Annotated in this window: 21 protein-coding genes and 1 pseudogene; 10 read left to right on the top strand and 12 right to left on the bottom strand. The window is 59.3% G+C overall.

Annotation, left to right across the window (positions count from 1 at the left end):
* Positions 1 to 3: 3 nt before the first annotated feature.
* The 3 genes from NE852_RS01120 (at position 4) to NE852_RS01110 (ending at position 2,969) form a co-directional block, all read left to right on the top strand.
* On the top strand, positions 4 to 753 hold the full coding sequence (locus NE852_RS01120; RefSeq protein WP_008536029.1) for an ABC transporter permease: 750 nt from the start codon (positions 4 to 6) through the stop codon (positions 751 to 753).
* A gap of 57 nt (positions 754 to 810) precedes the next feature.
* Positions 811 to 1,653, top strand: a complete 843-nt coding sequence (locus tag NE852_RS01115) for a transporter substrate-binding domain-containing protein (RefSeq protein WP_008536028.1) — start codon at positions 811 to 813, stop codon at positions 1,651 to 1,653.
* An 80-nt stretch (positions 1,654 to 1,733) separates the two neighbouring features.
* Positions 1,734 to 2,969 (top strand): CapA family protein, encoded by a 1,236-nt coding sequence (locus tag NE852_RS01110; RefSeq protein WP_008536027.1) that lies wholly within the window; start codon positions 1,734 to 1,736, stop codon positions 2,967 to 2,969.
* 81 nt (positions 2,970 to 3,050) lie between these two features.
* Here the strand turns inward: NE852_RS01110 and NE852_RS01105 are convergent, their stop codons facing one another.
* The 4 genes from NE852_RS01105 to NE852_RS01090 form a co-directional block, all read right to left on the bottom strand.
* Complete coding sequence (locus NE852_RS01105; protein WP_008536026.1) at positions 3,051 to 3,536, bottom strand: helix-turn-helix domain-containing protein; 486 nt, start codon at positions 3,534 to 3,536, stop codon at positions 3,051 to 3,053.
* A gap of 383 nt (positions 3,537 to 3,919) precedes the next feature.
* Complete coding sequence (locus NE852_RS01100) at positions 3,920 to 5,326, bottom strand: hypothetical protein (RefSeq protein ID WP_008536025.1); 1,407 nt, start codon at positions 5,324 to 5,326, stop codon at positions 3,920 to 3,922.
* A 2-nt stretch (positions 5,327 to 5,328) separates the two neighbouring features.
* On the bottom strand, positions 5,329 to 6,552 hold the full coding sequence (locus tag NE852_RS01095) for an MFS transporter (RefSeq protein ID WP_008536024.1): 1,224 nt from the start codon (positions 6,550 to 6,552) through the stop codon (positions 5,329 to 5,331).
* Between the two features lie 100 nt (positions 6,553 to 6,652).
* Positions 6,653 to 7,504, bottom strand: coding sequence for a helix-turn-helix domain-containing protein (locus NE852_RS01090; protein WP_185171511.1), 852 nt, complete (start codon positions 7,502 to 7,504; stop codon positions 6,653 to 6,655).
* Between the two features lie 288 nt (positions 7,505 to 7,792).
* On the opposite strand from NE852_RS01090, the gene NE852_RS01085 reads away from it, so the two are divergent.
* The gene (locus NE852_RS01085; RefSeq protein WP_037146989.1) at positions 7,793 to 8,806 is read left to right on the top strand and encodes a class I SAM-dependent methyltransferase; all 1,014 of its coding nucleotides are present in this window, start codon (positions 7,793 to 7,795) and stop codon (positions 8,804 to 8,806) included.
* 163 nt (positions 8,807 to 8,969) lie between these two features.
* Positions 8,970 to 9,440, top strand: coding sequence for a hypothetical protein (locus tag NE852_RS01080; protein ID WP_008536021.1), 471 nt, complete (start codon positions 8,970 to 8,972; stop codon positions 9,438 to 9,440).
* A gap of 104 nt (positions 9,441 to 9,544) precedes the next feature.
* On the opposite strand, the gene traA is transcribed toward NE852_RS01080, so the two are convergent.
* The gene (gene traA / locus NE852_RS01075) at positions 9,545 to 14,233 is read right to left on the bottom strand and encodes a Ti-type conjugative transfer relaxase TraA (RefSeq protein WP_258155646.1); all 4,689 of its coding nucleotides are present in this window, start codon (positions 14,231 to 14,233) and stop codon (positions 9,545 to 9,547) included.
* A 173-nt stretch (positions 14,234 to 14,406) separates the two neighbouring features.
* On the opposite strand from traA, the gene NE852_RS01070 reads away from it, so the two are divergent.
* Genes NE852_RS01070 through traG form a run of 3 tightly spaced genes read left to right on the top strand, consistent with a single transcriptional unit; the run spans position 14,407 to position 16,833 of the window.
* Positions 14,407 to 14,694 carry a TraC family protein gene (locus NE852_RS01070; RefSeq protein ID WP_080712064.1) on the top strand — a complete coding sequence of 96 codons (288 nt, stop codon included), beginning with the start codon at positions 14,407 to 14,409 and terminating at the stop codon, positions 14,692 to 14,694.
* Positions 14,684 to 14,923: a conjugal transfer protein TraD gene (locus NE852_RS01065; protein ID WP_009983795.1), complete on the top strand. Its 240-nt coding sequence runs from the start codon at positions 14,684 to 14,686 to the stop codon at positions 14,921 to 14,923. Before NE852_RS01070 ends, NE852_RS01065 begins: the two co-directional genes overlap by 11 nt.
* Positions 14,914 to 16,833, top strand: coding sequence for a Ti-type conjugative transfer system protein TraG (gene traG, locus NE852_RS01060; protein WP_008536019.1), 1,920 nt, complete (start codon positions 14,914 to 14,916; stop codon positions 16,831 to 16,833). The genes NE852_RS01065 and traG overlap by 10 nt, the downstream gene beginning before the upstream one ends.
* An 8-nt stretch (positions 16,834 to 16,841) precedes the next feature.
* Here the strand turns inward: traG and NE852_RS01055 are convergent, their stop codons facing one another.
* On the bottom strand, positions 16,842 to 17,111 hold the full coding sequence (locus tag NE852_RS01055) for a type II toxin-antitoxin system prevent-host-death family antitoxin (RefSeq protein ID WP_008536018.1): 270 nt from the start codon (positions 17,109 to 17,111) through the stop codon (positions 16,842 to 16,844).
* 154 nt (positions 17,112 to 17,265) lie between these two features.
* Positions 17,266 to 17,748 carry a hypothetical protein gene (locus NE852_RS01050; RefSeq protein ID WP_004676098.1) on the bottom strand — a complete coding sequence of 161 codons (483 nt, stop codon included), beginning with the start codon at positions 17,746 to 17,748 and terminating at the stop codon, positions 17,266 to 17,268.
* 502 nt (positions 17,749 to 18,250) lie between these two features.
* On the opposite strand from NE852_RS01050, the gene NE852_RS01045 reads away from it, so the two are divergent.
* Entirely contained in the window at positions 18,251 to 18,556 is a 306-nt protein-coding gene (locus NE852_RS01045; protein WP_037147023.1) for a WGR domain-containing protein, read from the top strand.
* 80 nt (positions 18,557 to 18,636) lie between these two features.
* Here NE852_RS01045 and NE852_RS01040 read toward each other — a convergent pair whose 3' ends face one another.
* Complete coding sequence (locus NE852_RS01040) at positions 18,637 to 18,804, bottom strand: hypothetical protein (RefSeq protein WP_004676096.1); 168 nt, start codon at positions 18,802 to 18,804, stop codon at positions 18,637 to 18,639.
* Positions 18,805 to 18,986: 182 nt separating this feature from the next.
* Between NE852_RS01040 and NE852_RS01035 the strand changes: the two genes are divergently transcribed.
* The gene (locus tag NE852_RS01035) at positions 18,987 to 20,024 is read left to right on the top strand and encodes an IS110 family transposase (RefSeq protein ID WP_008536016.1); all 1,038 of its coding nucleotides are present in this window, start codon (positions 18,987 to 18,989) and stop codon (positions 20,022 to 20,024) included.
* A gap of 537 nt (positions 20,025 to 20,561) precedes the next feature.
* On the opposite strand, the gene NE852_RS01030 is transcribed toward NE852_RS01035, so the two are convergent.
* The 4 genes and pseudogenes from NE852_RS01030 to NE852_RS01015 all read right to left on the bottom strand — a co-directional run bounded on the left by NE852_RS01030 (position 20,562) and on the right by NE852_RS01015 (position 23,095).
* Positions 20,562 to 20,885 carry a DUF736 family protein gene (locus tag NE852_RS01030; RefSeq protein WP_004676095.1) on the bottom strand — a complete coding sequence of 108 codons (324 nt, stop codon included), beginning with the start codon at positions 20,883 to 20,885 and terminating at the stop codon, positions 20,562 to 20,564.
* A 601-nt stretch (positions 20,886 to 21,486) separates the two neighbouring features.
* The gene (locus tag NE852_RS01025) at positions 21,487 to 21,885 is read right to left on the bottom strand and encodes a type II toxin-antitoxin system VapC family toxin (RefSeq protein ID WP_008536014.1); all 399 of its coding nucleotides are present in this window, start codon (positions 21,883 to 21,885) and stop codon (positions 21,487 to 21,489) included.
* Positions 21,882 to 22,148 (bottom strand): type II toxin-antitoxin system Phd/YefM family antitoxin, encoded by a 267-nt coding sequence (locus NE852_RS01020; protein WP_004676093.1) that lies wholly within the window; start codon positions 22,146 to 22,148, stop codon positions 21,882 to 21,884. Before NE852_RS01020 ends, NE852_RS01025 begins: the two co-directional genes overlap by 4 nt.
* 84 nt (positions 22,149 to 22,232) lie before the next feature.
* Positions 22,233 to 23,095, bottom strand: a pseudogene (locus tag NE852_RS01015) (DUF2493 domain-containing protein).
* Positions 23,096 to 23,321 lie beyond the last annotated feature (226 nt).

Below are 23,321 nucleotides of genomic sequence, written 5' to 3'. Positions count from 1 at the left end.
GCAATGAGCATGACTATCGCGCTTGAAGCGTTTCTCACCCTTCCCCGCGGCCTTCTTCTCACTCTGGTTTTGACATTCGCATCGCTTGCCGCAGGCTTCGCCGTCTCGGTCCCGCTCGCCTTCCTACGGGCATCATCAAATCCGTGGGCTTCCGCGCCCGTGCTGGCATATACCTATGCGTTCCGCGGCACGCCACTTCTGGTTCAGCTTTTCCTGATTTACTACGGGATTGGCCAGCTTCCCCTCGTCCGTCAAAGCTTTCTATGGGCCGTGATGCGAGAGCCATTCTGGTGCGCCTTCATTGCTTTCACCCTGAACAGCGCCGCCCATACGACAGAAGTTCTGCGCGGCGGGATCCAGGCGGTCCCGCGTGGGCAGATTGAAGCGGCCAAAGCCTTGGGCCTTTCCCGTTTTCACACTGCCCGTCTTATCGTGTTCCCTTTGACCCTCAGGATCGCTCTTCCCGCCTATGCAAATGAGGTGGTTGGAATGCTGAAGGCAAGCTCCCTTGCAAGCACCATCACGCTGCTTGAGGTGACCGGGCTCGCCCGACAGCTGGTGTCGGAGACATTCGCCCCATACGCGGTCTTCATTGCCGCGGGGGCTTTCTATCTGCTGCTTACCCTCTTGATCACGCAAGGTTTCCAGATGCTGGAGACGCGTTGGACGCCGACGGCAAAGCGTCCACCGCGGGCGCAACCTGTACCTCGAAGAGCGAACGGAAAGCCGCCTCTCGCCTCGGCTGAAACTTGACGCCAGCCCACATCCCGGACGCCAACAATCAAACTCAGCAATGAAAGGAACATCGTCGTGAAACGAACACTTCTGCTTGCCCTGTCTCTTGTCGTCTGCGCCAACAACGCGGGAGCAATGGACAGGAAGACACTGACAATCGCCTCTGAAGGTGCTTCGCCGCCCTGGAATGCCATCACCCCCCAAGGGGAGCTCGCCGGCTTTGACATCGACGTCGGCCGCGATTTTTGCCGGAGGATGAAGTTCGAGTGCACTTTCGTGCCTCAGGACTGGGACGGAATCATACCGGCGCTCACCGTTGGAAAGTTCGATGCCATCATGTCGGGCATGGCGATAACTGAGAAGCGGAAGAAATCGATCGCTTTTTCCAAGCCCTACGCCGGAGGTTTCAACCAACTCGTCATACGCAAAGATCTCAATCTTCCGCCCACGGATACGTCGGCCGAGCTCGACCTCACAACTATCGACCCTGAAAAGCAGGCAAAGATCGAGGAGCTTCGAGCCGCTCTCAACGGCAGAACTCTAGGCGTGTTGCGATCATCGAATTCGGAAGCGGTGCTCAATGAACTGTTCGGAAAGGTCGCGACGATCAGGAGCTACGATTCCCAGGACAACATGCATCTCGATCTCGTGGCTGAGCGCATCGATGGCGGCCTTGCCGACTATTTCACCTGGAAGGCCTTTCTCGACAGCAAGGATGGCGGGATTGCAACGCTCTACGGCCCGCAGCTCTCCGGTGGCTTGTGGGGCCCGGGTGTCGGCGTCGGACTTCGGCAAGACGACAGCGAACTCGTTGCGGCATTCGATAGCGCCATCGAGGCCGCCACGCGTGACGGAACCTTGAAGCGGCTGAGCGAGCAGTGGTTCAAGATCGATGTTTCGCCGCGTACGTCAAACTAGCACTGGCTCTAAGGCCCGTATTTCCGCCGAAGCCACAGCGCGTGAGCAATCGGCCGTTCCAAAGATCGAAGGCAGACCATATGTCCGCACCCTTTTCCATTGCCGTCACCGGCCAGTCGCTCATTCGTCATGATCTTCGAGCCATCAGCGATCCACGGCTCGCTGAAATCGCCGAGATCCTAAAAGCAAGCGATATTGCCTTCACCAATCTCGAGACGACAATCTATGGTCGTCATGGTGGATGGCCGCTCAAAGGCAGCTACTTCGGCGCCGCGACACCGGAGGTTTTGCCTGCGTTGAAGGAGCTCGGTTTCAATAGCCTGGCCCTGGCAAATAACCATGCCTTCGATCTCGGACCGCCGGGGATACTGTCGACGCTGGAGGAGGTTGCGGCACACAATTTCCTGCATGCCGGCATCGGCCATAACAAGCATCATGCTTCCACGGCACAGAAAATGACGTTCGGATCCCGGAGTGTTGCCCTCATTGCCATGGATGCCGGGCCGGGCCCGTCTTTCATGTACGCCGAGAACGCAAGCCAGGACAGGATAGCAAGGCCCGGCATCAATAGGCTGAAGGTCTCCAGGGTATTCGACTTGGAAACGGGAACATTCAACCTGCTTCGCTCCATTCAGGAACATCTTCTAAGTTCGCCTTTGGAGCGCGCCAATTATGCCCAGCCGGAGGATCCGCCGAATCTTAACGGCCAAGACGAAATTGATTTCTATGGAACCGTGTTTCGCAGATCAGACGAGACCGCTCGCCGCATCGTGGTGGACCGGCACAGCGCCCGGGCTCACCTTTCGGCGATCGCGGAAGAAGCGGGCCGCGACACATTCGTCATCGTATATTTGCATCATCACCATTGGGAGCCGAACTGGCAGCAAGTCCCCGCCTGGGTCCGGGAATTCGCGCACGACTGCGTGAATGCCGGCGCAGGCCTCTTTGTCAGCCATGGCGCTCCGGTCCTTCAAGCGGCTGAGATATATCGGAATACGCCAATTTTCTACGGCCTTGGCAACTTCCTCTTCCATACGGAAAGGGACGAACAGGAATGGAGCCCGCCGGAGGTGTGGAGGAGCGTTATCGCGACCTGCAACTTTGGATCTAGCGGACGGCTGGAGAGTATCCACTTGCGTCCCATTGTGATCGGTGGAACTGAGGCCTTATCGAATCCTGACCGCGATCGCCTCCCCTTCCCTGTGCTTGCCGACGGCGGGATGGCGGCAGACATCCTTGATGACCTTGCCGACCGCAGTGCCGGTTTCGGCACTGTGCTTGAACGAGAGAAGAACGTCGGCCAGATCGCTTTGTAGATGCGGAATAGACCTGCAGCACGCGGCGAGAACTCTGCGAACCGCTGACCAATTTTGCAGCCGCCGCTCCGTTGTCTCTTTTTAGCGAGAAACGTTCTTCTGTTCTTCCATTTGTTCGTCGACAAGAGAGCTGACGAGGGCAACGACGCGACTGCGCACTCGCGGGGAAAGGAGCAAAACATCTTCTATCAGGCGCCGTCCCTGCGCGGTGGAAATGTAGGCAATCTTCTCATCGATCTCGGTGGTGAATTGCTGGTCTTGAGTGGTTTCGGGATCTGGAAGGCCCTCGAAGAACCTTGAGACAGGGATCTTGAGGCAATTTGCAAGCTCGTAGAGCATCGAAGCGCTGACGCGGTTCTTGCCGCTTTCATATTTTTGCACCTGCTGCAAGCTGACCCCGATGCCGGCGCCGAGATCCCCCAGGGACACATTCGACTGCATTCGGCGCATGCGGATCTGCTGTCCGACATGTCGATCGACTGGATGCACCGACTCGCGTGCAACATTCGGCTGTTCGGTTCGCGCAGGCCTCGAAGGTCGGACCTGGGCTGCTGAATAGCGCTTCATGGTGGACACCCCGTGTGGAGAGTTTCGCGCGGTGCGCCCCCGCGGAATAACTCGCTCAACCCACTGATCGGGGAGTTAGAACACCGTACGAGACGGCCCTGTGGCCTTTAGTTCCGAGGAACCTGGACATACGCCACAGGCTCCTCGACCGAAGGTCAAGGAGTGTGGTGCCGAATCGGCCGGCACCAACCGCTCGTAGGGGGTTCTAATCCCCAAGGCAGCGCGTACTGCCTCGCTACCAAAAATAGTGGAAATCGGCCCGCCGTGCAACCGAATTCTTTACAAGATTCAATAGCTTCGCTTCACGCGCGGACACTTGTCTCAAAGAGCGAGAGGTCACGCTTCGGGCGGTAAAGTGATGAAGGAGACTGAAAGAGGTGCGATCAGCGGAACGCCCATTGCGAGGAGTGCCTGTCCACTCTCCCAGAGGAATATGCCGCGTTGAGCTCCGCCCATAAGGGGTCCTGGGTGAAGCTGGAAAAGGACCCGCAAGCGTCGATAATGCTCATCTTGCCGAACTGCTCGAGAAGCGTTGCAATACTCCCACGGCCAACCGCATTCAGCAGCAAAAGCGGCTCGCAAGGCCAGGAGATGATCCGATGGCCCCAAACCCCTGGCCGTTCGTCGTTCGACAAAGCGTTGAGAAGCTGTGCGTCACGATGGCTGCTCCTCAACGCCTCGCAGAATGCCCAGCGCATCAACGGGTAATAGATCGTATGCCGGCTTCCACCGAGAACACGCACGCCAGGCAGGATCGAAGTTACGATGAACATCAGCAAAAGGTTCGGCACGATCCGGCCAGTTCTCAAGGCCTCCACAAGACTTGCCGGCGAGAATTCAACACGGACATCTTCGGGCGCTTTCGACCGGAGGAACCGGCCATCCAGCCAAAGCGGAAAAAGCCGTCCTTCAGTGCAGCCCCAGAAAAAATGAGTCGAGTTTTTCAGCCAGCCACGCCACACCGTGTCAGCGAGTTGATCGATGCAATGGATCAGGCGCATCGCGAATGCCCGGTCCTCGATCAGCGAGCCTCGCAGCCAGGACCGGCCATCGGAAAGGTGGTCCGCGACCAGATCGGCAACGTCGCTATCATCAAGCTGAAGAAAGTCGACTTGGCTGCCAAAATACCGCTCCCAGAGGCAAAGATTCGCCGCTTTGATCGCCTCTGCCGCCGACTGGAATTCGCCACGAGGCAAAAGGTCGCGCAAGCTCGAAATTGCCTCCGAGTCATCACCGGGCCTGTCGACGTTTTGAAGATGGAATCTGTAGCAGCCGTTTCTGCCAAGAATGCTGTAGGGGATCATTTTGCTGCGCGACAGCCCGAAGACATTGACTGCATCGCCATCGACGTGGAGCCAGGCCGGACCCTTGCGACCGCGTTCTACGAACTTCACTGTCGAGCAAGCGTAGGAGATATAGGATGTCCTGCCATGCGCGCGAAGTCCCATCAGGGAGAACAGATGGGTGTAAAAGGCGTCAGGCTCGATCAACAGGTGGAGGTGGGGGCCACACTGCAGCACCGGAGCGACTTCGATTTCAGTTTGAAAGCTCGACACGGCTTCGGCTGAATAACCGTGACGTTGCGCGACGGCCCCCACGTGTGAGCGCAATAAAGACATTGCCTGGCTGCGCGCGACGCAACCCGATGGCTCCGACCCCACCGTGAACGCCGCTTTTGCATAGTCGTTCAGCGATGCCTGCTGAAACTGACGCAACCAAGGGAATAATTCAAAAATGAGGGCCAACACCTCACTTTTTGATACCAATTCGGTATTGGGCGACGTCTCCATCCTCAGACGAACCGGCTTTCCACCGGCGCTCCCCGATCCATATTGAAATGAAAGAAGAGCGCGACGGCCACCATCAGCGCCCCGAAGAGGCCGAAAATCCCCGACGGTGGAATTGCGTCTCCGATGGTCGCGATGATGCCATAAGCAAGAAGCCCTATCGAAACACAGATCGTGTGGATCTGGCTCCGCGCCCGCCCCAAAATGTCGATCGAAACAGTCGATTGAACCCGTACATCGATTAGAATCCGGGTGAGGTTGTAGCAGAAGCCAAGCAACAGCATTTGGACGAGCGTGGACAAAAAGCTCTGGAAAACAGGAAAGCCCAACAGGACTACGCCGGCGAGCACCGACTGGAAGAGGATGCTCTGCCGTCGCGGACGCGCCCTTCTGAGAAGTAGGACTGAACACCCCGCGATCGAACCGAGGGCCCAACCTGCCTCGAGATAACCGAACTCGAGCGCCGACCCCTTGAGTTCACGGGTGACATATGCGGCGCCCAATACACTCACAAGCATGCCCATCGCATAGGTCAACGCGTACATGACTGCGTTGGCCTTCAGTGAGTGAACGACAAAGGTCGTCGGCAACAGATCCATCCGACGAATGCTCTTTGCCTGCAAATCCGATCGAGAACGAGAAAGCGGCTGTCGGCCGAGTGCCAGCAGCCCCAACAGTGATAGGCCGAAAAAGGCGCCAGGCAGGATCGACGTCAGATTCATGCCGATGCCAGCTAAGCTGTACCCGGTGACGATGGCGGCGATGAGATTGCCCGCCTGCATCGCAATATAAGACGCCGAATTGAATGAAGTGAGGTTCTTAGGACGAACGATGTCTGGAATGATGGCCTGCAGCGCAGTCGAATGGGTTCTGTCGAGGAACGCGAAGGTGGTCCACGATAGGCACAGAACACCAAGTGGGTCACCGAACGAGAGACCAATGCCCGTTGAAAATATGAGGATCAATCTGGATAAATCGCAAGCGATACAGACGAAGCGACGATCAAATCGATCAACTAGAACCCCACCAATATTGCTGGTGAGCAACTCAGCGGCACTGCCGAGCGCCAAAAGGATGGCGAGAGCGCTCGCGCTCTTGCTGACATCTGTCGCAACCCATGCCGCCAGCACAAAGTAGACATTGCGGCCGGTGGCCGACGCCAGAACACAGAAAAGATAGACGCCGCGAGAGGCATAACACCCAATGCAACTGCTTTCTGTCGCGCCCACTTCATCCACACTCCCTACTGGCAGGTTCGTGAGGACATGTTATTCCCCTGAATAGTTGGCGGCTTTCATGAATTTGATATTATCTCTTGTCCAGAACCACCTATTCTTTCCAGAGTGCCCGGTACTCGGCGGGTGAAAATCCCGTCTCTCGGCGAAATCTGGTCGAGAGGTGGCTCCCGCTGGCGTAGCCACAGGCGATTGCGATTTCGGTCACGCTCATCGCAGTCGTGCGGAGAAGGTCGGTCGCGCGTTCAAGACGGCGCTGGTTATAGAACCCGTAGGGCGTCGAGCCTTGCGACTGCTTGAAAGCGCGGGAAAAATGCTCGTAGGTCAATCCCTCCTCTTCGGCTAGAGCGCGCATGCTCGGAGGTCGATCGATGTGAGCTTCAATCCGCCCTATCACCCGCTTGAGAACCGTAGGCGCCAATCCTCCTCGAGACACTCTGCCAGATGTACCGGAGCGGCGCTGCAGAAGTCCGAAGATAGCCGCAAGATGCCCTTCAACGATCAGACTCCCCATGGAATCGTCGTGTGAAAGTTCTCCGGCAATCTGCCGCGCCAAGCATTGGATCGGCAGATCTCTAAATCCAAGTTCCGGACGTAATGTGCCGGCGCGCGACAGCTTGGTCGTGAGGTTGGAAAAGAAGTCTCGCGTCATGGTTATCATAAGATAACAACCCTCAGCATCCCCTTCGTCCCAACCGGTCCAATGGCAACCGGGGGGAATATAAACGAGCGAGCCGTCCGGCCGCGGACTGAACTCGACCCTTCGTCCGTCCAGGAAGTTTTCGCCGGAAGCCGCAGTACCTCTTATGTTGAGGAAGATCAGGTGGTCATCAGCGACAACGTCGATGACCTGTCGCCCCAGACCGCGCCGGCGAACGACATCGGCGCGGGCATGGCTCCAGAGGCCTTGTTGGTGAAGGATGGTTTCCCCTTGTGACTTCTTCATCCGTTCGGGCTGAATTATTGGAAGGATTCCCACTCGAGTAGCTGCTCCTCAAAAGACCGCAGGCAGCGAGCCTACCTCACCCGAAGTTGCTAAAATACCCGGCTTTAACCTCAGGTCGAATTTCATGTCAATTTCGTGAAACCCGATCAAAATCGTGGATGCGAAAACATGATGATCACGATCATCTTCTGGGAGCATCGTCGCTGAGGGCGCAATCTTTTCGGGATGCGCGATTTCCTCCCTGAAACCCGGAAAACGCGATGGTGCGAGAGAAAGGCAGGCTTTCGCATGCGTGAATTTGCCGACTTCATTGAAGAGTGCGACCGCGCACCTCGTCTTAACGAGCTTTCCGAATTCTTTTCGACAACCGCGTCCGGAGAGGCTGGAATGCCTGTTCGATCGCCTGAGCTCGATCGCCGCTTGTTCCCACTGGACATGACGTTCAGGCGCTTTTCAGGCCTTCACCCGCTGCGCCAAGGCCCGTTCGATAAGCACTACTTGTGCAGCATACCCTACCGGTTCGAAGAGGAGTGCCGCATGGGCAGCGCGATCCTCAGATATGCGCGCGCCAGAAAGGGGCGGCTGAAGCTCTACACTCTAGGCACGGCCGAGGGGACGATGGCCCGTGTGATCGGCGAACTTGGCAATGGCAGGATAGAAACATTGTCCTGCAGTCCCAACGTCGAGAACCTCAGAAGCTTCTATGCCTATGGCGTTCCTCCTCATGCCATGTTTTTCCACGGACCATTTCATCATCTGACATCGCAAAGAATCCAAGAAGACGTGGAGCTTCGAAAGTTTGGCGGCGGTTTCGATATCATCCTCGAGGACACGACTTTCCAGATGTATTCATCAAATCGCTTCGATCAGATCCGTTTCGTGGAGCAGCATCTCAAGACCAATGGGCTCTTCATGTTCGTCGAGAAGTTCAGGCATGAAGACGACGAGGAATATCGGCGACGGGAACGCCAGAAGGACCATAGCTTCAAAGCTCGCTTCTTCAGCGCGTCAGACATTCGCGCGAAGGAAGAGACGGTGCTGACGCGAATGGATCGAAACGAAGTCACCCTTTCGAAGATGAGCGAAACACTACGCCGGTTCTTCGTACACTCATTCGTCACCTGGAACAGCGGCAATTTCTACACGCTTGTCTCCAGCAACAGTCAGGAGAATCTCGACCTGTTCCTATCGAAGCTGTCCCCACCCGCGATTCCGGCAGAATATGTCTATGCGGACCTTCCCTACCGCCTTTACCCGGAATCCGAAGCAAGGCGGCTATCGGGGCGATCTTGGACCCTTTAGCGATTCCTCATCTTCACCGTCGCGTAAGCGCAACTGCGTCACGTCTTCACGAGCCTCAACTGGAACAACGTTCGCGTCAGCAGAAAGCGCTCCATCACGTTGAGCAGCCCTCAGCGCTTTGCCACCTCTAAAAGCCTTTTTTCTCCAAATAGGCAGGAACAGCATGAAGAAATCGATTGGCGAAGTCCGTCACTTCGTTGAGCTGAGCCCGCCGTGCAACGCGCATCTGGTCCTGCCACGAGCGCCATCATTCGCGGGTGAGGAAGATGTTCCAAAGTGCGTGCACGTCGCCGAAGCGTGTGTCGCAATCACGCGCACGCAGCACGTTGCCGACAAGATCTGCACGCAAATCGAGAACTTCTACCAATCCCTCGTCTCCGTGGGACCTGACAGGTTTCTAGCTTTCGAAGGTGGAGGCGCGATCATAAGGCCGACCAGTGAAAGCCTGTTCTTCACGGTCTCAGCGCGAGACCTCGTCACTTTCTGTGGCATCCGCGCGCTGCTGGAAGCAGGCTTGTTTCTGGCCACGTCCGTGTCCGAGGGGGCTATAGAGTGGCTTCACGCAGACGGCACCCGATCTGGTGAAACCTGCAATCGCCTCTACAACGACCGCTGCGGAACGGACGAACAGTAGCTTCGACCGCTCCGCCACCCAAAGGAAGATCGATCTCGGGACAATCGGGTCGTAGTGCTTTTCCAATCGACCAACCATTTCGTCCCCCCGCTTTTCTTCGAGTCTCAGAGGTTGATGCCGCGAGCGCGGCTAGCAGCCCTTTGGCGCCGCTCCGCTATGATCTGCTCACTGCTCTGCAGACGGACAGTCTGCTGCAGGACCTTCAGCCGCTCCTGCATCGCCTCGAAAGCTCGACGCTGCGCCGGCGGCACGCGGTTGACAAGATCCTTGTCACCCCGGACGAGGGCATTGCGACCAAAGCGCTCGTCGAGCGCTCGGCTGACAGCGGCAAACTCCCGGCCAATGCCCGGATCGAGGGAAGCGGCGGAAACACTCAGCTTCCTGCTGTCCTTGCTCACCTCGACCGTCAGGTGCGCCAACGCCTCTTCCGCAGCTTTCGAAAGAGCTGGAATGGCAACCGCCATGCGCCGCCGTTCGTCCGTGATAGCCTGGCGTTCGGCATCGAGGGCATTGAGGTGGGCCGCACCGAGCGCGCGCAGGCGCGCTGCAGCTTCCGGCACGGCCGCCACAGCCTCTTTCCGCTCTCGGCCAGAGGTCAGCATCCGGTCCATCAGGCGATCCGAACCACGCAAGGCACCATAGGCGGCAGGATTGTTGGTCACCGCGGCTCCAATGCGCTCGGCGGCAAAACCTTTCTGGAGAAGTTCCTCGATCTTGCCGACGACTTCAGCCGGATCGCGCCAGATTGTCGTTGCCGCGTTGGCCAATGCGCCACGCTGCTGGCGATAGAAAGGGTTGGAGAGCGCCCGCAATCGAGCCTCATCGTCGACCGACGTCTTGAACGCGATGACGGCAGCAAGCATCGGCGGCACGGCGACATTCTCCTTCCCCGGTCCGTTCTCTGTCTCTTGGCCCCGAACAACACTGGCGCCGGCGACGACCTTCGAACGATCCCGACGTTCGGCGAGGTGCTGCTCGTCGGCAAAGCGTCGCACGGCGTCGAACAAGCGGGTCAGCTTTCCGCGCCGTTCATCCGTGAGGTCCTCCGGCATGCGCTCGACAATGTTGCGTTCAGCGATCGCATCCGCCTTCGCGCTAAATGCGCTCCAGCCAAAGCGGGCCGTCAAAGCTTCGCTCACCGCCTTGATCTCCTGCACCACCGATCGATCCTTGGCGGTAAGCGCAAAGGCCGTCTTGTAGGCATCGTCCCCGCCCTGGCGGCGCACCGCCTCGATTTCCATCAGACGTGCCATGGCGCGTTCGGAGAGCGCCGGGATCGACAATGACATATGCGCGCGGCGCGTCTGCTCGCGCAGTACGAACCGTTCGGCGTTCCTGCGGAACTCGGTCGCATGGGCACGGGCCATCGGAAGCAGTTCCTTCACGGCCGCGACAGCGAGATTGCGCTCTTCACGCGCCGCGCCTCCGTCGACGATCAGCTCGGAGCCACGCAGCCGGCCAAGCCGACCAGGGGCTGCCGCAAGGTCGTCGGCGAGCCTGCGGGGTGCGACCCCGATATCCGACGCCAGTGCATTCAGGGAGACGAGCGCTGCATCCGGATCCCGGTAGATCTTCTGCAGCAGCGGCCGCAGGATCACCTCCCGCTCCGTCCAGGCCGGCGACGCAAGCTGCGCCAACCGCGCATCCTCCTCGACGCTGCTGACAAAGGACGTGGCCGGCGGGATCAGATAGCGTGTTTCAGCAGCACTTGCGCCCGAGACGGAGTGGGATGCAGTTCGCGCGTCACTGGACGTCGCTTCGACCATCGTCTGGCTCCGCTCTTCATTGTAGGCGACCCGCCGTTCGCGCTCGATGGCAAAGCCGAGCGCCACGCTTGCCCTCTCCCAGAGCTTTTCCACCTGCTCCCGCTTTGCGGCAATCCACGCCCAGCGCCGGGTAAGGCTTTGCTCCATCTCGGCTGCGGCAAGCGAGAGATGATCGAGCCCGCGGCGCCGGGCGAAGTCGTTCGCGTGTGCGCGGTAACTGGCCTCGCTCTCAAAATCGAGCGTCGTCGTCTTGGCACCGGAGCGCGACAAGCGTTCGACGAGCGGATTGAAGAGTTCCGGCCGATGACTTTCCCGCGCGATGCGCTCCTGTCGTGCGCTAGCGGTCTCGACCTGACTGGCCGTCCAGACGTTGCGATCGACCTCCCTCTCCTCGTAATGCTTGTGACCTGTCTTCTCGTCGACTACGGCAATCTGGACCTTGACCCGCTCGACACCATCCTTTCTGAGCGTCACGGTGTCGCCTTCCTGGATGCCGGCCTCCTCGAGTGCCTTCGGCAGGCTCACGCCCCAAAGCCGATGGACGGTTCCGTCGTCCGCCCTGACGTCGGCATAAGGGCTGTCGTCGGCATCCTCGTCATCAGGCCGGAATTTGGCTTGGCCGGTTTCGACAAGCTCGCCGGTCACACCCGCGGCATGATCGACACGCGGCTTGCGTCCCCATTCAGGTTTTGCCGCAAAATCTTCTTTGGCCGCATAAAGATCGACGCGGTCGCGATGCCTCGTCATCGACACATAGGTCAGATGCTGGTCCATCATCCCGGTTGCCAGCACGAAGGTGCGATCGACGGTGGCGCCCTGCGATTTGTGGATCGTTGCGGCATAGCCGTGATCGACATGGCGATAGCTGTCTTCGCTGAAGACGAGCTTGCGGCCGTTGTCGAGCAGAATCGAAAGCAGCGGATCTCCACGCTTGTCGCCGGTGGAAACGACGGTGCCGAGCATGCCGTTCTTCACATACTGTGGCCCGGAGTGCTTGGCGCGCGGCTCAAGGAAGCGGGCGTTCTCCAGGAAGATGATCCGATCGCCGGCGGCAAATTCCCGTGCGCCCCGCTCGCTCCGGAAGCTGCGGCTTTCGCCAAGCGCTCCCTCCTGCGTCATCACCGATCGCAGCGCCTCGTTCAACTTGCGAACATCGTCGTTGGTGTGGGCGAGCACCAGCAGTTCATCACCGCGAAGGCGGCCATCCCCGCCCTCAGACGTTGATCGCTCTATTGCCTCTCTGCGCGCAGCAGCCCAGTCGGAGACGATCCGATCGATCGTTTCCTCGCGTGACCCTGCCTCGACCAGATGGCCATGCCGGGCATAGGCGTCGAGGCCCTTCTCGACCTCGCCGCGGGCAAACAGCCGCGAGGCATTACGTGCCCAGGCCTCACGCTGGCGGCGCACGCCGGCAAGCTCTGCAAAGCCGATGCGTTCGGTAATTGCCCGGAAGGCAGCACCGGCCTGGATCGGCTGCAGCTGCATCGCATCGCCGACCAGCACGACCTTTACCTCAGCCTCCTCGGCAATCTTCAGCACACGGGCCATCTGCTGCGAGGCCACCATGCCGGCCTCGTCGATCACCAGCACATCACCGCGATGGAGCGTATCGCGCCCATTGGCCCAGGCCAGTTCCCAGGAGGCAAGCGTCCGCGACTTGATGCCGGAACTGTCTTGCAGCCCTTCCGCGGCCTTGCCGGCAAGGGCTGCACCGATCACCCTGTGTCCCTCGCCCTCCCAGGCAAGACGTGCGGCAGCAAGCAGCGTCGATTTGCCGGCGCCGGCAAGGCCTACAATAGCGGCAATGCCACCATCACCGGTGACATGACGGACAGCATCGACCTGCTCTGCATCGAGCCGAAACGGATTCTTTGGATCGCCGCTCTCCACGCGTTCGATCGCCACCGTCACATTCCGCTCGGAAACACCGAAGCCGCGACGCTCCGACAAAACCCGCGCCGACTGCGCCATGTCGTATTCGATGCGCAGCATCTCCCGCGTCGTAAACACCGCGGGCTCCGACACCTTTCCTGTCTCTGCCTCGATCTCCTGCGGCTTCAGTATGACCAATTGGTCCGACGCCATCAGCCTGGCGCGGATGTTGGCAAAATCGGTGGGATCGTCGACATAACGGTGCAGCGCCCTGGCGATATCCCTCTCGTCGAAGGTAGAGCGTTCATTGCCGAGCTGCTTCAGCAAAAGCTCCGGCTCTGAAAGCAGCCGATCGGCCATCTCCTGGCGGCGGGCGAGATCGGCCGGCGCGAAGTGGAGCTCCCTGCCCTTCCTCGCCAGCGCCGCCTTCTCCGGCCCGAGATGTTTTTGCGCGATGCCGTCGAGGCCCTGTTCGGCATAGGAGCGACCGTCGAGGCGGATGTCATGTCCGGCCAGCGCCAGATGCCGGTTGGCCGTTTCCGCCCAGGCGATCTTCCACGCCTTCATCGTTTCCTTGTCGCCCGCCCAGACTTTGTAGACGATCTTGCCGTTCGGGCGGTCCGGCGTGACGACACGCAGCGGCTTGCCACCCTCACCAAGCACTGGAACCTTCTTTGCCCCGAACCCCTCCTCCGTCAGCGGCCGGAGCGTCGTCATCAGGTGGATGTGCGGGTTGCCGTCCTTGTCGTGATAGACCCAGTCGGCGATCATTCCTTTCGAGGTGAGATTGTCGCGGACGAATTCGCGCACCAGCGTGATATTCTCGGCCCGCGTCAGCTCCTCCGGCAGCGCGATGATCAGTTCGCGGGCGAGCTGCGCATCTGCCCGCGTCTCGAAGGCGTCAACGGCATTCCAAAACACTTCGCTGGCCTTGCTGACGGACTGACCTGATATCGCCGACCGCAGCCAATCCGGGATCTCATCCGGCAGCGCCAGTTCCTCATACATCAGTTCGCCCGCCCCACCGCGATAGCTGAACGACGTTCCCGCCTGCTCGTCCATCATCCGGGCGCGGTGGCGATAGGCGGCAGCCGAGACGATGCTGCGTCCCGATCCCCTGCTGATCACCTGCGCTCTGACGAACATGATCGCCACTGGCGTCTCCAGACTGGCCCAAGCACGTCGCGACAGCGACGTATATTGCGCCCTCAAACAGATCGGACCGAAGGGCCGATGCCGCTTTTCTGGTTGCACGGTAGCGCATTTTACTGTTTTATTCTAGTTAGTATAATCGCACCTTCGACATCAAAGCAGAAAAGGAACCAGGAATGGCGACAAAATCATCGATTTCCGATCTCGACGCCCAGATCGAAAAGCTGCGCGAACGCAAACGATTGTTGATAGTTAAATCGGCCGAGCGGTTTGCCCGCGCCGCGACCAGAACCGGGCTGGCGGAGATGGAGATCGCCGACGAGGAGGTCGATCGGATCATCGAGGAAATCGCCGCGCGATTTCGGAAGGGGGAAAGGAAAGGCGCCGCTGGCCCCACTCCTCAAACGCGTCGACCAGCAGATAGCGGCGCTGGAGCGCAGGGGCAGGTTCCACATGACGGCTGACCGCAAGCGCGACACGCGCGAAAAGATCCTGCTCGGCGGGATCGTCGTCAAAGCCGGGCTATCGAAGGCGGATCGGGCGTTCCTGCTCGGCGGCCTCATAGAAATGGCAAGGCTCGTCCCAGGCTCCATCGAGCATCGGCGGCTGCGCGATATCGGCGAAGAGGCTTTCAAGGTCTCCTCTCTGAGGAACGGTTCATCGCATCTCGAGGAGAAAGTAAGATGGGCCTAAGAGGGAAACCGCATCCGAGCCTGTTACTCGTTTTGGTACCGATCGCCGTCACCACGATCACAATCTACATTGTTGGCTGGCGATGGCCGGGACTCGCCGCCGGCATGTCCGGGAAGATAGAACACTGGTTCCTGCGCGCAGCACCTGTGCCGCCTCTACTGTTCGGACCTCTTGCCGGACTTCTGACAGTTTGGGCCTTGCCGCTGCATCGGCGAAGGCCGGTCGCCATGGCAAGCCTTTTGTATTTTCTCGGTGTTGCCGCGTTCTATGCGCTGCGCGAATTCGGCCGGCTTGCACCTGCTGTGCAGGCCGAAGTGATCACATGGGATCGAGCGCTGTCCTATCTTGATATGGTCGCAGTCATCGCCGCCGTCGCCGGCTTCATGGCAGTGGCGATGTCGGCCCGCATCTCCGTCGTCGTCCCAGATGAAATAAAACGTGCCCGGCGTGGAATATTTGGAGATGCCGATTGGCTGCCCATGACGGCAGCAGGAAAACTGTTTCCGCCGGATGGGGAAATCGTCGTCGGCGAGCGCTATCGGGTCGACAAGGAAATCATCCATGCGCTTCCCTTCGATGTAAACGATCGCAGCACATGGGGACAGGGCGGGAAGGCGCCATTGCTCACCTACAGACAGGACTTCGATTCCACCCATATGCTGTTTTTCGCGGGATCGGGCGGATACAAAACGACCAGCAACGTCGTGCCGACGGCGCTCAGATATACCGGACCCATGATCTGCCTCGATCCTTCCACTGAGGTCGCGCCCATGGTCGTCGAGCACCGCACCAATGCGCTCGGGCGCGAGGTCATGGTGCTCGATCCGACGAACCCGATCATGGGCTTCAACGTGCTCGACGGGATCGAAGCATCCAAGCAAAAGGAAGAGGACATCGTCGGCATTGCCCATATGCTGCTGTCGGAAAGCCTTCGCTTCGAAAGCTCGACGGGATCCTACTTCCAGAACCAGGCGCACAACCTCCTGACCGGTCTGCTCGCCCATGTGATGCTCTCGCCCGAATATGAGGGCCGGCGAAGCTTGCGCAGTCTCCGCCAGATCGTTTCCGAACCGGAGCCCTCGGTGCTCGCTATGCTGCGCGACATTCAGGAGCATTCCGGTTCGGCCTTCATCCGCGAAACGCTCGGCGTCTTCACCAACATGACCGAGCAGACGTTTTCGGGCGTCTATTCCACAGCATCGAAGGATACCCAGTGGCTGTCGCTCGACAGCTATGCCGCGCTCGTCTGCGGCAATGCCTTCAAGTCGGGTGATATCGTTTCGGGCAAGAAGGACGTCTTCCTCAACATCTCCGCATCGATCTTGCGCTCCTATCCGGGCATCGCTCGTGTGATCATCGGCTCGCTCATCAACGCCATGGTGCAGGCCGACGGCGCCTTCCAGCGCCGGGCGCTGTTCATGCTCGATGAGGTCGATCTGCTCGGCTACATGAGGGTGCTCGAGGAGGCGCGCGACCGCGGCCGCAAGTACGGCATCTCGATGATGTTGATGTACCAGTCGGTCGGGCAGTTGGAGCGGCATTTCGGGAAGGATGGCGCGACGTCATGGATCGATGGCTGCGCTTTCGCCTCTTACGCAGCGATCAAGGCGCTCGACACGGCGCGCAACCTCTCTGCGCAATGTGGCGAGATGACGGTGGAGGTGAAGGGCAGTTCCCGCAACATCGGCTGGGACACGAAGAACAATGCATCCAGGAGATCCGAGAACGTCAACTTCCAGCGCCGGCCGCTGATCATGCCGCACGAGATCACCCAGTCGATGAGGAAGGACGAGCAGATCATCATCGTCCAGGGGCATAGTCCGATCCGCTGCGGCCGGGCGATCTACTTCCGGCGAAAGGAGATGGATCAGGCAGCGAAGGTCAATCGTTTCGTCAAACCGGTGCTATGATCGTGGTTTTATGAGCGGCCCACCTCGTCCTCGCCGGCATAGGCGTCGACGGCGTTTTCGAGTTCGGCAAAAAGCTCATCGGGCATCGTTTCGATAGTGCCGACGGTGCGTCGGTCTGCCTGCCTGATCAGTTGCTGATAATCTTCGATATTGAGGAGAACCAGCCGGGGTTTGTTCCGCTGGGTGATCGTCACCGGATGACGCAGCGCCTCGGCGATGATGTCGCCGGATTTACGTGAGAGGTCACTGGTTGAATACGTCCCGCTTGGCTTCGGCATTGGGCTTCCTTGCTATCGCTGGAATTTACAGCATTTACAACATTACTGCGATTGTTGTGAAACTTCGCAGCCGTCCTTCCTCGGCTCACTTGAGGGCCATCGGCAACTGAGAGGCAACCTCGTCTGTCGCCTCTCAGTATGTGAGATGGTGCTGCTACCACCATGACCAAACGACGCGCCCCGCATAGACCGGGATGCGAGTTGCCAACGTGATATCCTTGATGATCGGCGCCAGCGAGCCGAGTTCGTCCGCAATCAGCGCAACGAGCTCAGGATAGTTGATATCGACGCCAGTGTCGTCGGCAGCCCAAGCGCTCATCCAATCGCCGCCGTTGACGCGGAATTCATGCGTGTCGTAATCAATTTCGAGTTCGTCCAGCAGATTGATAGTGAAGCGCCCGAAAATCTCGATCTCGCCCTCCAGCTGATATTCGGCGAATTCATCCTCCCCGATGAGAACACTTCGTTCCAATTCCATGATGACGCTGATCCGATCGATTGCCGCGTCGAGCCCCTCAACCAGGCGATCGTGAAGCTCTCGCGAAAAATCGCTGTCGCAGCCGAAGCGGTTTGCCAGGACGACGAGCCGGAAGCCGGCAAACTTGGTGTAGAGTATGAGGTTCTGATCGGTTGTCATAATGTGATCTCCTTCGTTGATGACGGAGATCGGCCACTCTCTTGCAAAGAGGGGTCAAGGACCGCGGAACGCGGCTCGCAAGCGGGGGAACCGATTTTTCCAGAGCGCAGTGAAACGCAGCAGCGGAAAAATTGGGGGAGACGCGCCGTCCTTGACGCCGGATTTGCTGGAGTAAAATTGGACGTCAGAGAGAGAAGAGACCCGCGGACCCGAAGGGGACGCGACCGTTTCCGGCGTGAGCCGGCAGGAGGTGTCGAGGATAGAACCGCCGCCCTGCGGCTGGGCAATTCGCTCACGTCATTCCGCGAGAGGGGGCGTGACCGGAGGCGGAGACGGTGTTCGGGCTCCGTGAGCGGAGCGAATAGCACCCGGCCGCCGATTGGCCGGCTCGCCCAAATCCATGATCTTCGGCTTCAACGATCATCACAAAAATGAATCGGTGTGGGCCGACCGATTCATAAGTGTCGTTAGACGCAAAAGCTGGAAGAGGCGACTCTCCGTCATGCTCACTCAACCCTATCAGCTCTACATCGAACGCAGGGACGCGACGAAAAACATGGCGCGCTTCTACGCGCTCGCAATCGAACCGACGTTGTTCGGCACACCATGCCTGACGCGGCGATGGGGACGCATCGGAACGATCGGACAAGCCATGGTGCATCACTTCGACAGAGAGGAGGATGCAGTCCGTATGTTCCTCGAACTTCTCCGATCAAAACGGGCGCGCGGCTATAGGCCGAACACAAATGTCGGACGGGAACCCACGGTCCGGGCTGTCCGCGGAAGTCTTCCTGGTCCTTGCCGGTAATTATCGGCGTGAAGCGCAGCTTCGGGTCGACGCGCCGGTCGATCCGGCGTGCCGGCCCAGGCGAGGAGGCAAACGCCGCCTCAGAAGGGTGGCGCGGCGTCGATGGCGCCCTCCTGCTCGGCGATCGCTACCCTCAGTTCGGCCCGAGCGATCTCCAGCTCCGCTTCGATCTGGCGGCGCTCAGCCGGATCGGCGTTCCTGAGCTCGGCCCGCAGTTCCTCAACCTGAATTTCGAGTGCAATCGTCATCGTCGTCGTCTCCTGAAATGTGAAAGATGACGCCCGGGGTCGTGAGGATCGGGCCGGGTCAAGGATCGCGTCAGCGACCGGCGGAGCCGGCGAGCGGAGGAGATGGAGTATTCGGCCTGCGCCCAGCCAGCGGCTATGCTGCACGCTGCAACGCTCACCAACCCATCTCAGGAGATATGCACATGCAGTATTTTGCCGGCCTCGATATTTCCGTGAAAGAGACATCCGTTTGCATTGTGGATGCGGAGGGCAGGATCGTTCGGGAGACAAAGGTGCCCAGTCACCCCGAAGATCTTTTACGTGTTCTGTCGGAGAGCGGCCATCAGTACAGACGCATTGGTCTCGAAGCTGGTCCCTTGTCTCAATGGCTCTACAGTGCGCTCGCTGAGGCGAATCTTCCCGTTTTCTGCATCGAGGCAAGGCACACACGGGCCTTCCTGACAGCGCAGATCAACAAGACTGATCGGAACGACGCCCGCGGGATCGCCCAGATGATGCGCGTCAACATCTTTCGCCCGGTCCATGTGAAAACGATCACAAGCCAAAAGCAGCGTGCCCTGCTCAGAGCCCGGAAGATGCTTCAGTCCAAGGCTATGGACATAGAGAATGACTTGAGGGGAATTCTCCGAAATTTTGGCCTCAAGGTCGGCATCGTAAGCACGTTGAACTTCGAGCAGAGAATACGCGAACTGATAGATGATGACGAAGAGCTGCTCGCCATTGTAAAGCCGCTGCTGGCGGCCAGGCGCGAGATCCGCTCGCAATTCAACATTCTTCATCGTCAGCTTCTGGCAATTGCGAAGAACGATGGGATTTGCCGCAGGCTTATGACGGTGCCGGGCGTGGGAGCTGTCGTCGCGCTCGCCTATCGCAGCGCCATCGATGTCCCTGCTCGCTTTCAGAACTCAAAAGCCGTCGGCGCGTTCGTCGGGCTGACGCCAGCATCTCATCAATCGGGAGAGAAAAGCCGGGTCGGCAAGGTATCGTGCAGTGGCGATACCATGGTGCGAACGCTTCTGTACGAAGCGGCCGTTACGCTTCTGACTCGAGGTCAGAAATGGTCATGGCTGAGAGCATGGGGCATGCGGATCGCAAAAAGTAGAGGCGTCAACAAAGCCTTTGTTGCCATCGCTCGGCGCCTGGCTGTGATCATGCACCGCATGTGGCAGGACCAGACCGACTTTCGCTGGGCCAAAGAGGAACGCGCTGCAACAACTTGAATCACCGCTTGAGAGCATCAACGCAAGAAATCGGAATTCCGCGTAGCGCGGAGTGAAATCGTCCGCAGGACGAAGGATAAGATGAGAACGGAAAATCGGTAGTGCCGGCACCCAACTGGATGCCAGGACGCGAAAGGAGATAGTTCCATCTTGTTCCTAAATCCATCATGAGAGGGTCACGGTGCCGATCTCGAAGAGAAGCAAGGGCCTGCGGTCGAAATCGCCAAGCTATGTGGACATTGGAGAAGCTGCGCCCAGAAAAAGATGCTTGAAATCAACGGCCGAATAGAGAAACCGATTTTCTGACGGTGCCCTTCAGGGCGCCGGCTGAAAATTGGAGGGGCCGCGAAGTCCTTGAGGCGGCACGAGCCTCACGGCAGACTTCAAGTATCTGAGCAGACAGGGTCCTTGGTCTCGTGTGGCACGACAGGAGGATTGAAGGCGGGCTCGATGCCCGCTTTCAATCCCGCTATTGCGCGCAAAACCTGAGATACGGCGAAGCCGGCCCCGATTGCTCGGGGCCGCTCGCTTTGTTCTTCAGTTCGGGCTGTTCCAGAGGATCACCTTCTTGCTAGGATCGCCGCCGGGTGCCGGTGCGAGATTGCCGAAGATCACACCGATCTCGGGAGCCTCAAGCTTCACTGAGAGGTATTCCTCGCCGGTCTGCCGCGCGATGCGGTTCCAGGCGGCGCCGATCTCGAAGCCCGTCTTGCGGTGAATGACGCGGTAGTCGGGCGCTTCTTCGCTTGCCTTGCTGGCATTTGGGACGATGGCGATCGGGGCGTTGACCCGGATCGTGGCGAAGACGCCTTCGAGGATGCCGTCGGTCTTCTGCGTGAGCGTTGCGATCGTGGTGGCCATGGTTGTTGTCTCCGGTTGCTCGGGACCATTCCCGATGGCGCACGAAGAGACGGCCGACCTGCTGCGGTCAGCTCGCCTGAAAATTTTGCAAAATTCTATTTTCCACCAGGATAAACGAACCGAAATCGAATTTTGCAAAAATTTCGGGCGAGTCTTACCCCTTCAGGGGTTGGCCGCCAAAGCAGGCGGTCGTCTATACGAGCGATATAAAACGGGAATGGTTCGGGGCAATCGAAGGAGACAACAACCATGGCCCCCCGGTCCAAGCACTGGGGATATTGGCCGCACACTCCACGGACGCTTCGCCCGCATGTCGATCAACATAATACCCTCGCCCGCTCCCGGCTGCGGCAGGCTGTGAGCACCTCGATAACATTTCTGCTGATCGGCGAGGTCGCCGCGGCACCGCATTGCCGTCTGCAGACCATGCTCCAATCCCGGGTGAAGCTGTTCACGCGGGCGTCGAATGAGTGATCTTCCCCAAACGTGCCCGCTCCCAAGCACCTGAGCCGCCGATGGGTCGCCAGGTACATCGCCATTGGCAAACACGCAACCGGAACGATCTGAGCCGGCTTCATCCGCGGAGCCAAGCTCGGTGAGATCACAAGGCAACAGGATCGGAGCAAGTCACAAACGGAATGCCATAAAGCGCGACATTTTGATCGTCCGAAACCAAATACGCTCCCTCCGCCACGGCTTGCGCCATGAGCAGATGATCGAAAGGATCGCGGTGATGAAGTGGAAGAGCAGCGAGAGCGATAAGATGCGCGTCCGAGATATCCAGCCGGTCGAAACCTTGATCCGGCAAAATCGCAACAATCTCTTCGATATCGGCATCAAGTTTGCCGATGCGCAGCTTCACAGTGATTTCCCAAAGGGAGACAGCACTGACGAGGACATCATTCTCGGGATCGCCAATAAGGCGACGCGCATGGTTCCCTAGCTTCTCGTCGTCGTTCAGCCACCACAGCAAGGCATGTGTATCGAGCAGCAGCCTCACGTCCCGTCTTCCATGGACTTCAGAACATCCGCCGGCAGACCATCGAAGTCATCGGCAACTTTGATCTTTCCGCGCAACGCGCCTGGTTTCCGCATGACGACGCCGGCTGACGGCGGGCCGATTTCGGCGACAACCTTGTGATGCGACGTCAGGACGAACCGCTGGCCGTCTTCGACCTGCTTGAGGAAAGACGTCAGGTTGCCGCGAAATTCCCGCACGCCGACACGGCGGGGAGATGGTATCTGCTGCCGAGATTGGGTCATGGCGAAGCTCCGTTTCAGCGGCAAATGTGTACACAATTTTTGCGAAATGCAAGCATCTCCTTCAGCCGTATGGACAGATGGCGCTTACGCGCCATCTCCCGCCGCTTGCCAAAACGGAGATGCCAAGTCGGCGGGCCTTGTCGGCAAGATTTCCGGTAATGCCGGAGCCGGGGAAGATGACGACGCCAGCCGGCATGACCGAGAGCATGTCGTCATTGCGGCGGAACGGTGCGGCCTTGGCGTGCTTCGTCCATTCGGCTTGAAGGCGATCTGTATCACCTTGCGCGCTTCTGCCCAGCAGGCAGCGATACGTTCGGCGCCCTTCGGCGAGCCGCCGTGCAGCAGCACCATGTCGGGATATTTGGCGAGGGCTTGATCGAGTTTCGCCCAGATTCGTTCGTGATCATTGTAGTCGATGCCGCCGCCGAAGGCGATCTTGGTGCCTGCCGGGATCAGCACTTCGGTCTCGGCGCGCCGGCGGGCGGATGGAAAGTCTCTGGAGTCGATCATCGCCGCGGTCATGTTGGCGTGGCTGACCTTGGAGCCCGTCCGCGGCCGCCATGCCGAGCCGCATTGGCTTCGAAGTGGTCGCCCGCATAGGCGCGCATGAACTCGAAGGCATTGCGGCGCTCAAGCAGCGTGATGCCTTCGGCAACGAGGCGCTCCAACTCGACACTCTTGACCTCCGAGCCGTCCTGCTCGCGCTGACCGTTGCGTTGGCTATCCTCATTACGCTGAAGCTCCCGCTGGATGCGCTCGCCGGCGCGGTGGAAGAGATTGACCGTCGACCACAGGAGGTCTTCGAGATCGGGCTCCAGGCGGGTATCGCCGAGCATTTCGAATAGAGCATCGAACATGGCGGTCAGCGCCGACTGGACGACCGGCTCCTCCGGCAGCGGACGCGGGTCCGGTTCATCCTGGAAGGGGCGATGGCCGTAGATCTGCATCTCGTAGATGAAACGGTCGGTTGGGGACGAGGCGGGGCGGGGCTTGTGCCAGGAATGGCGGGCCGCACGCGGCCCAAGCTAGGGGAAGAAACCTGAGCGACCCGCTGAAGGCCCGCCCGCCGCATGGTAAGGGTCGCCTCTCGGCAGGCCCGCGGGCGGGCGCCTACCCGTGCGGCGACCGGCAGAGACCTGCCATCCTGTAGGCCCTCACGCCCTCACCTTCCCC

Source organism: Rhizobium sp. Pop5 (assembly GCF_024721175.1).
Classification (GTDB): domain Bacteria; phylum Pseudomonadota; class Alphaproteobacteria; order Rhizobiales; family Rhizobiaceae; genus Rhizobium.
This window is presented reverse-complemented; position numbering and strand designations above follow the sequence as displayed.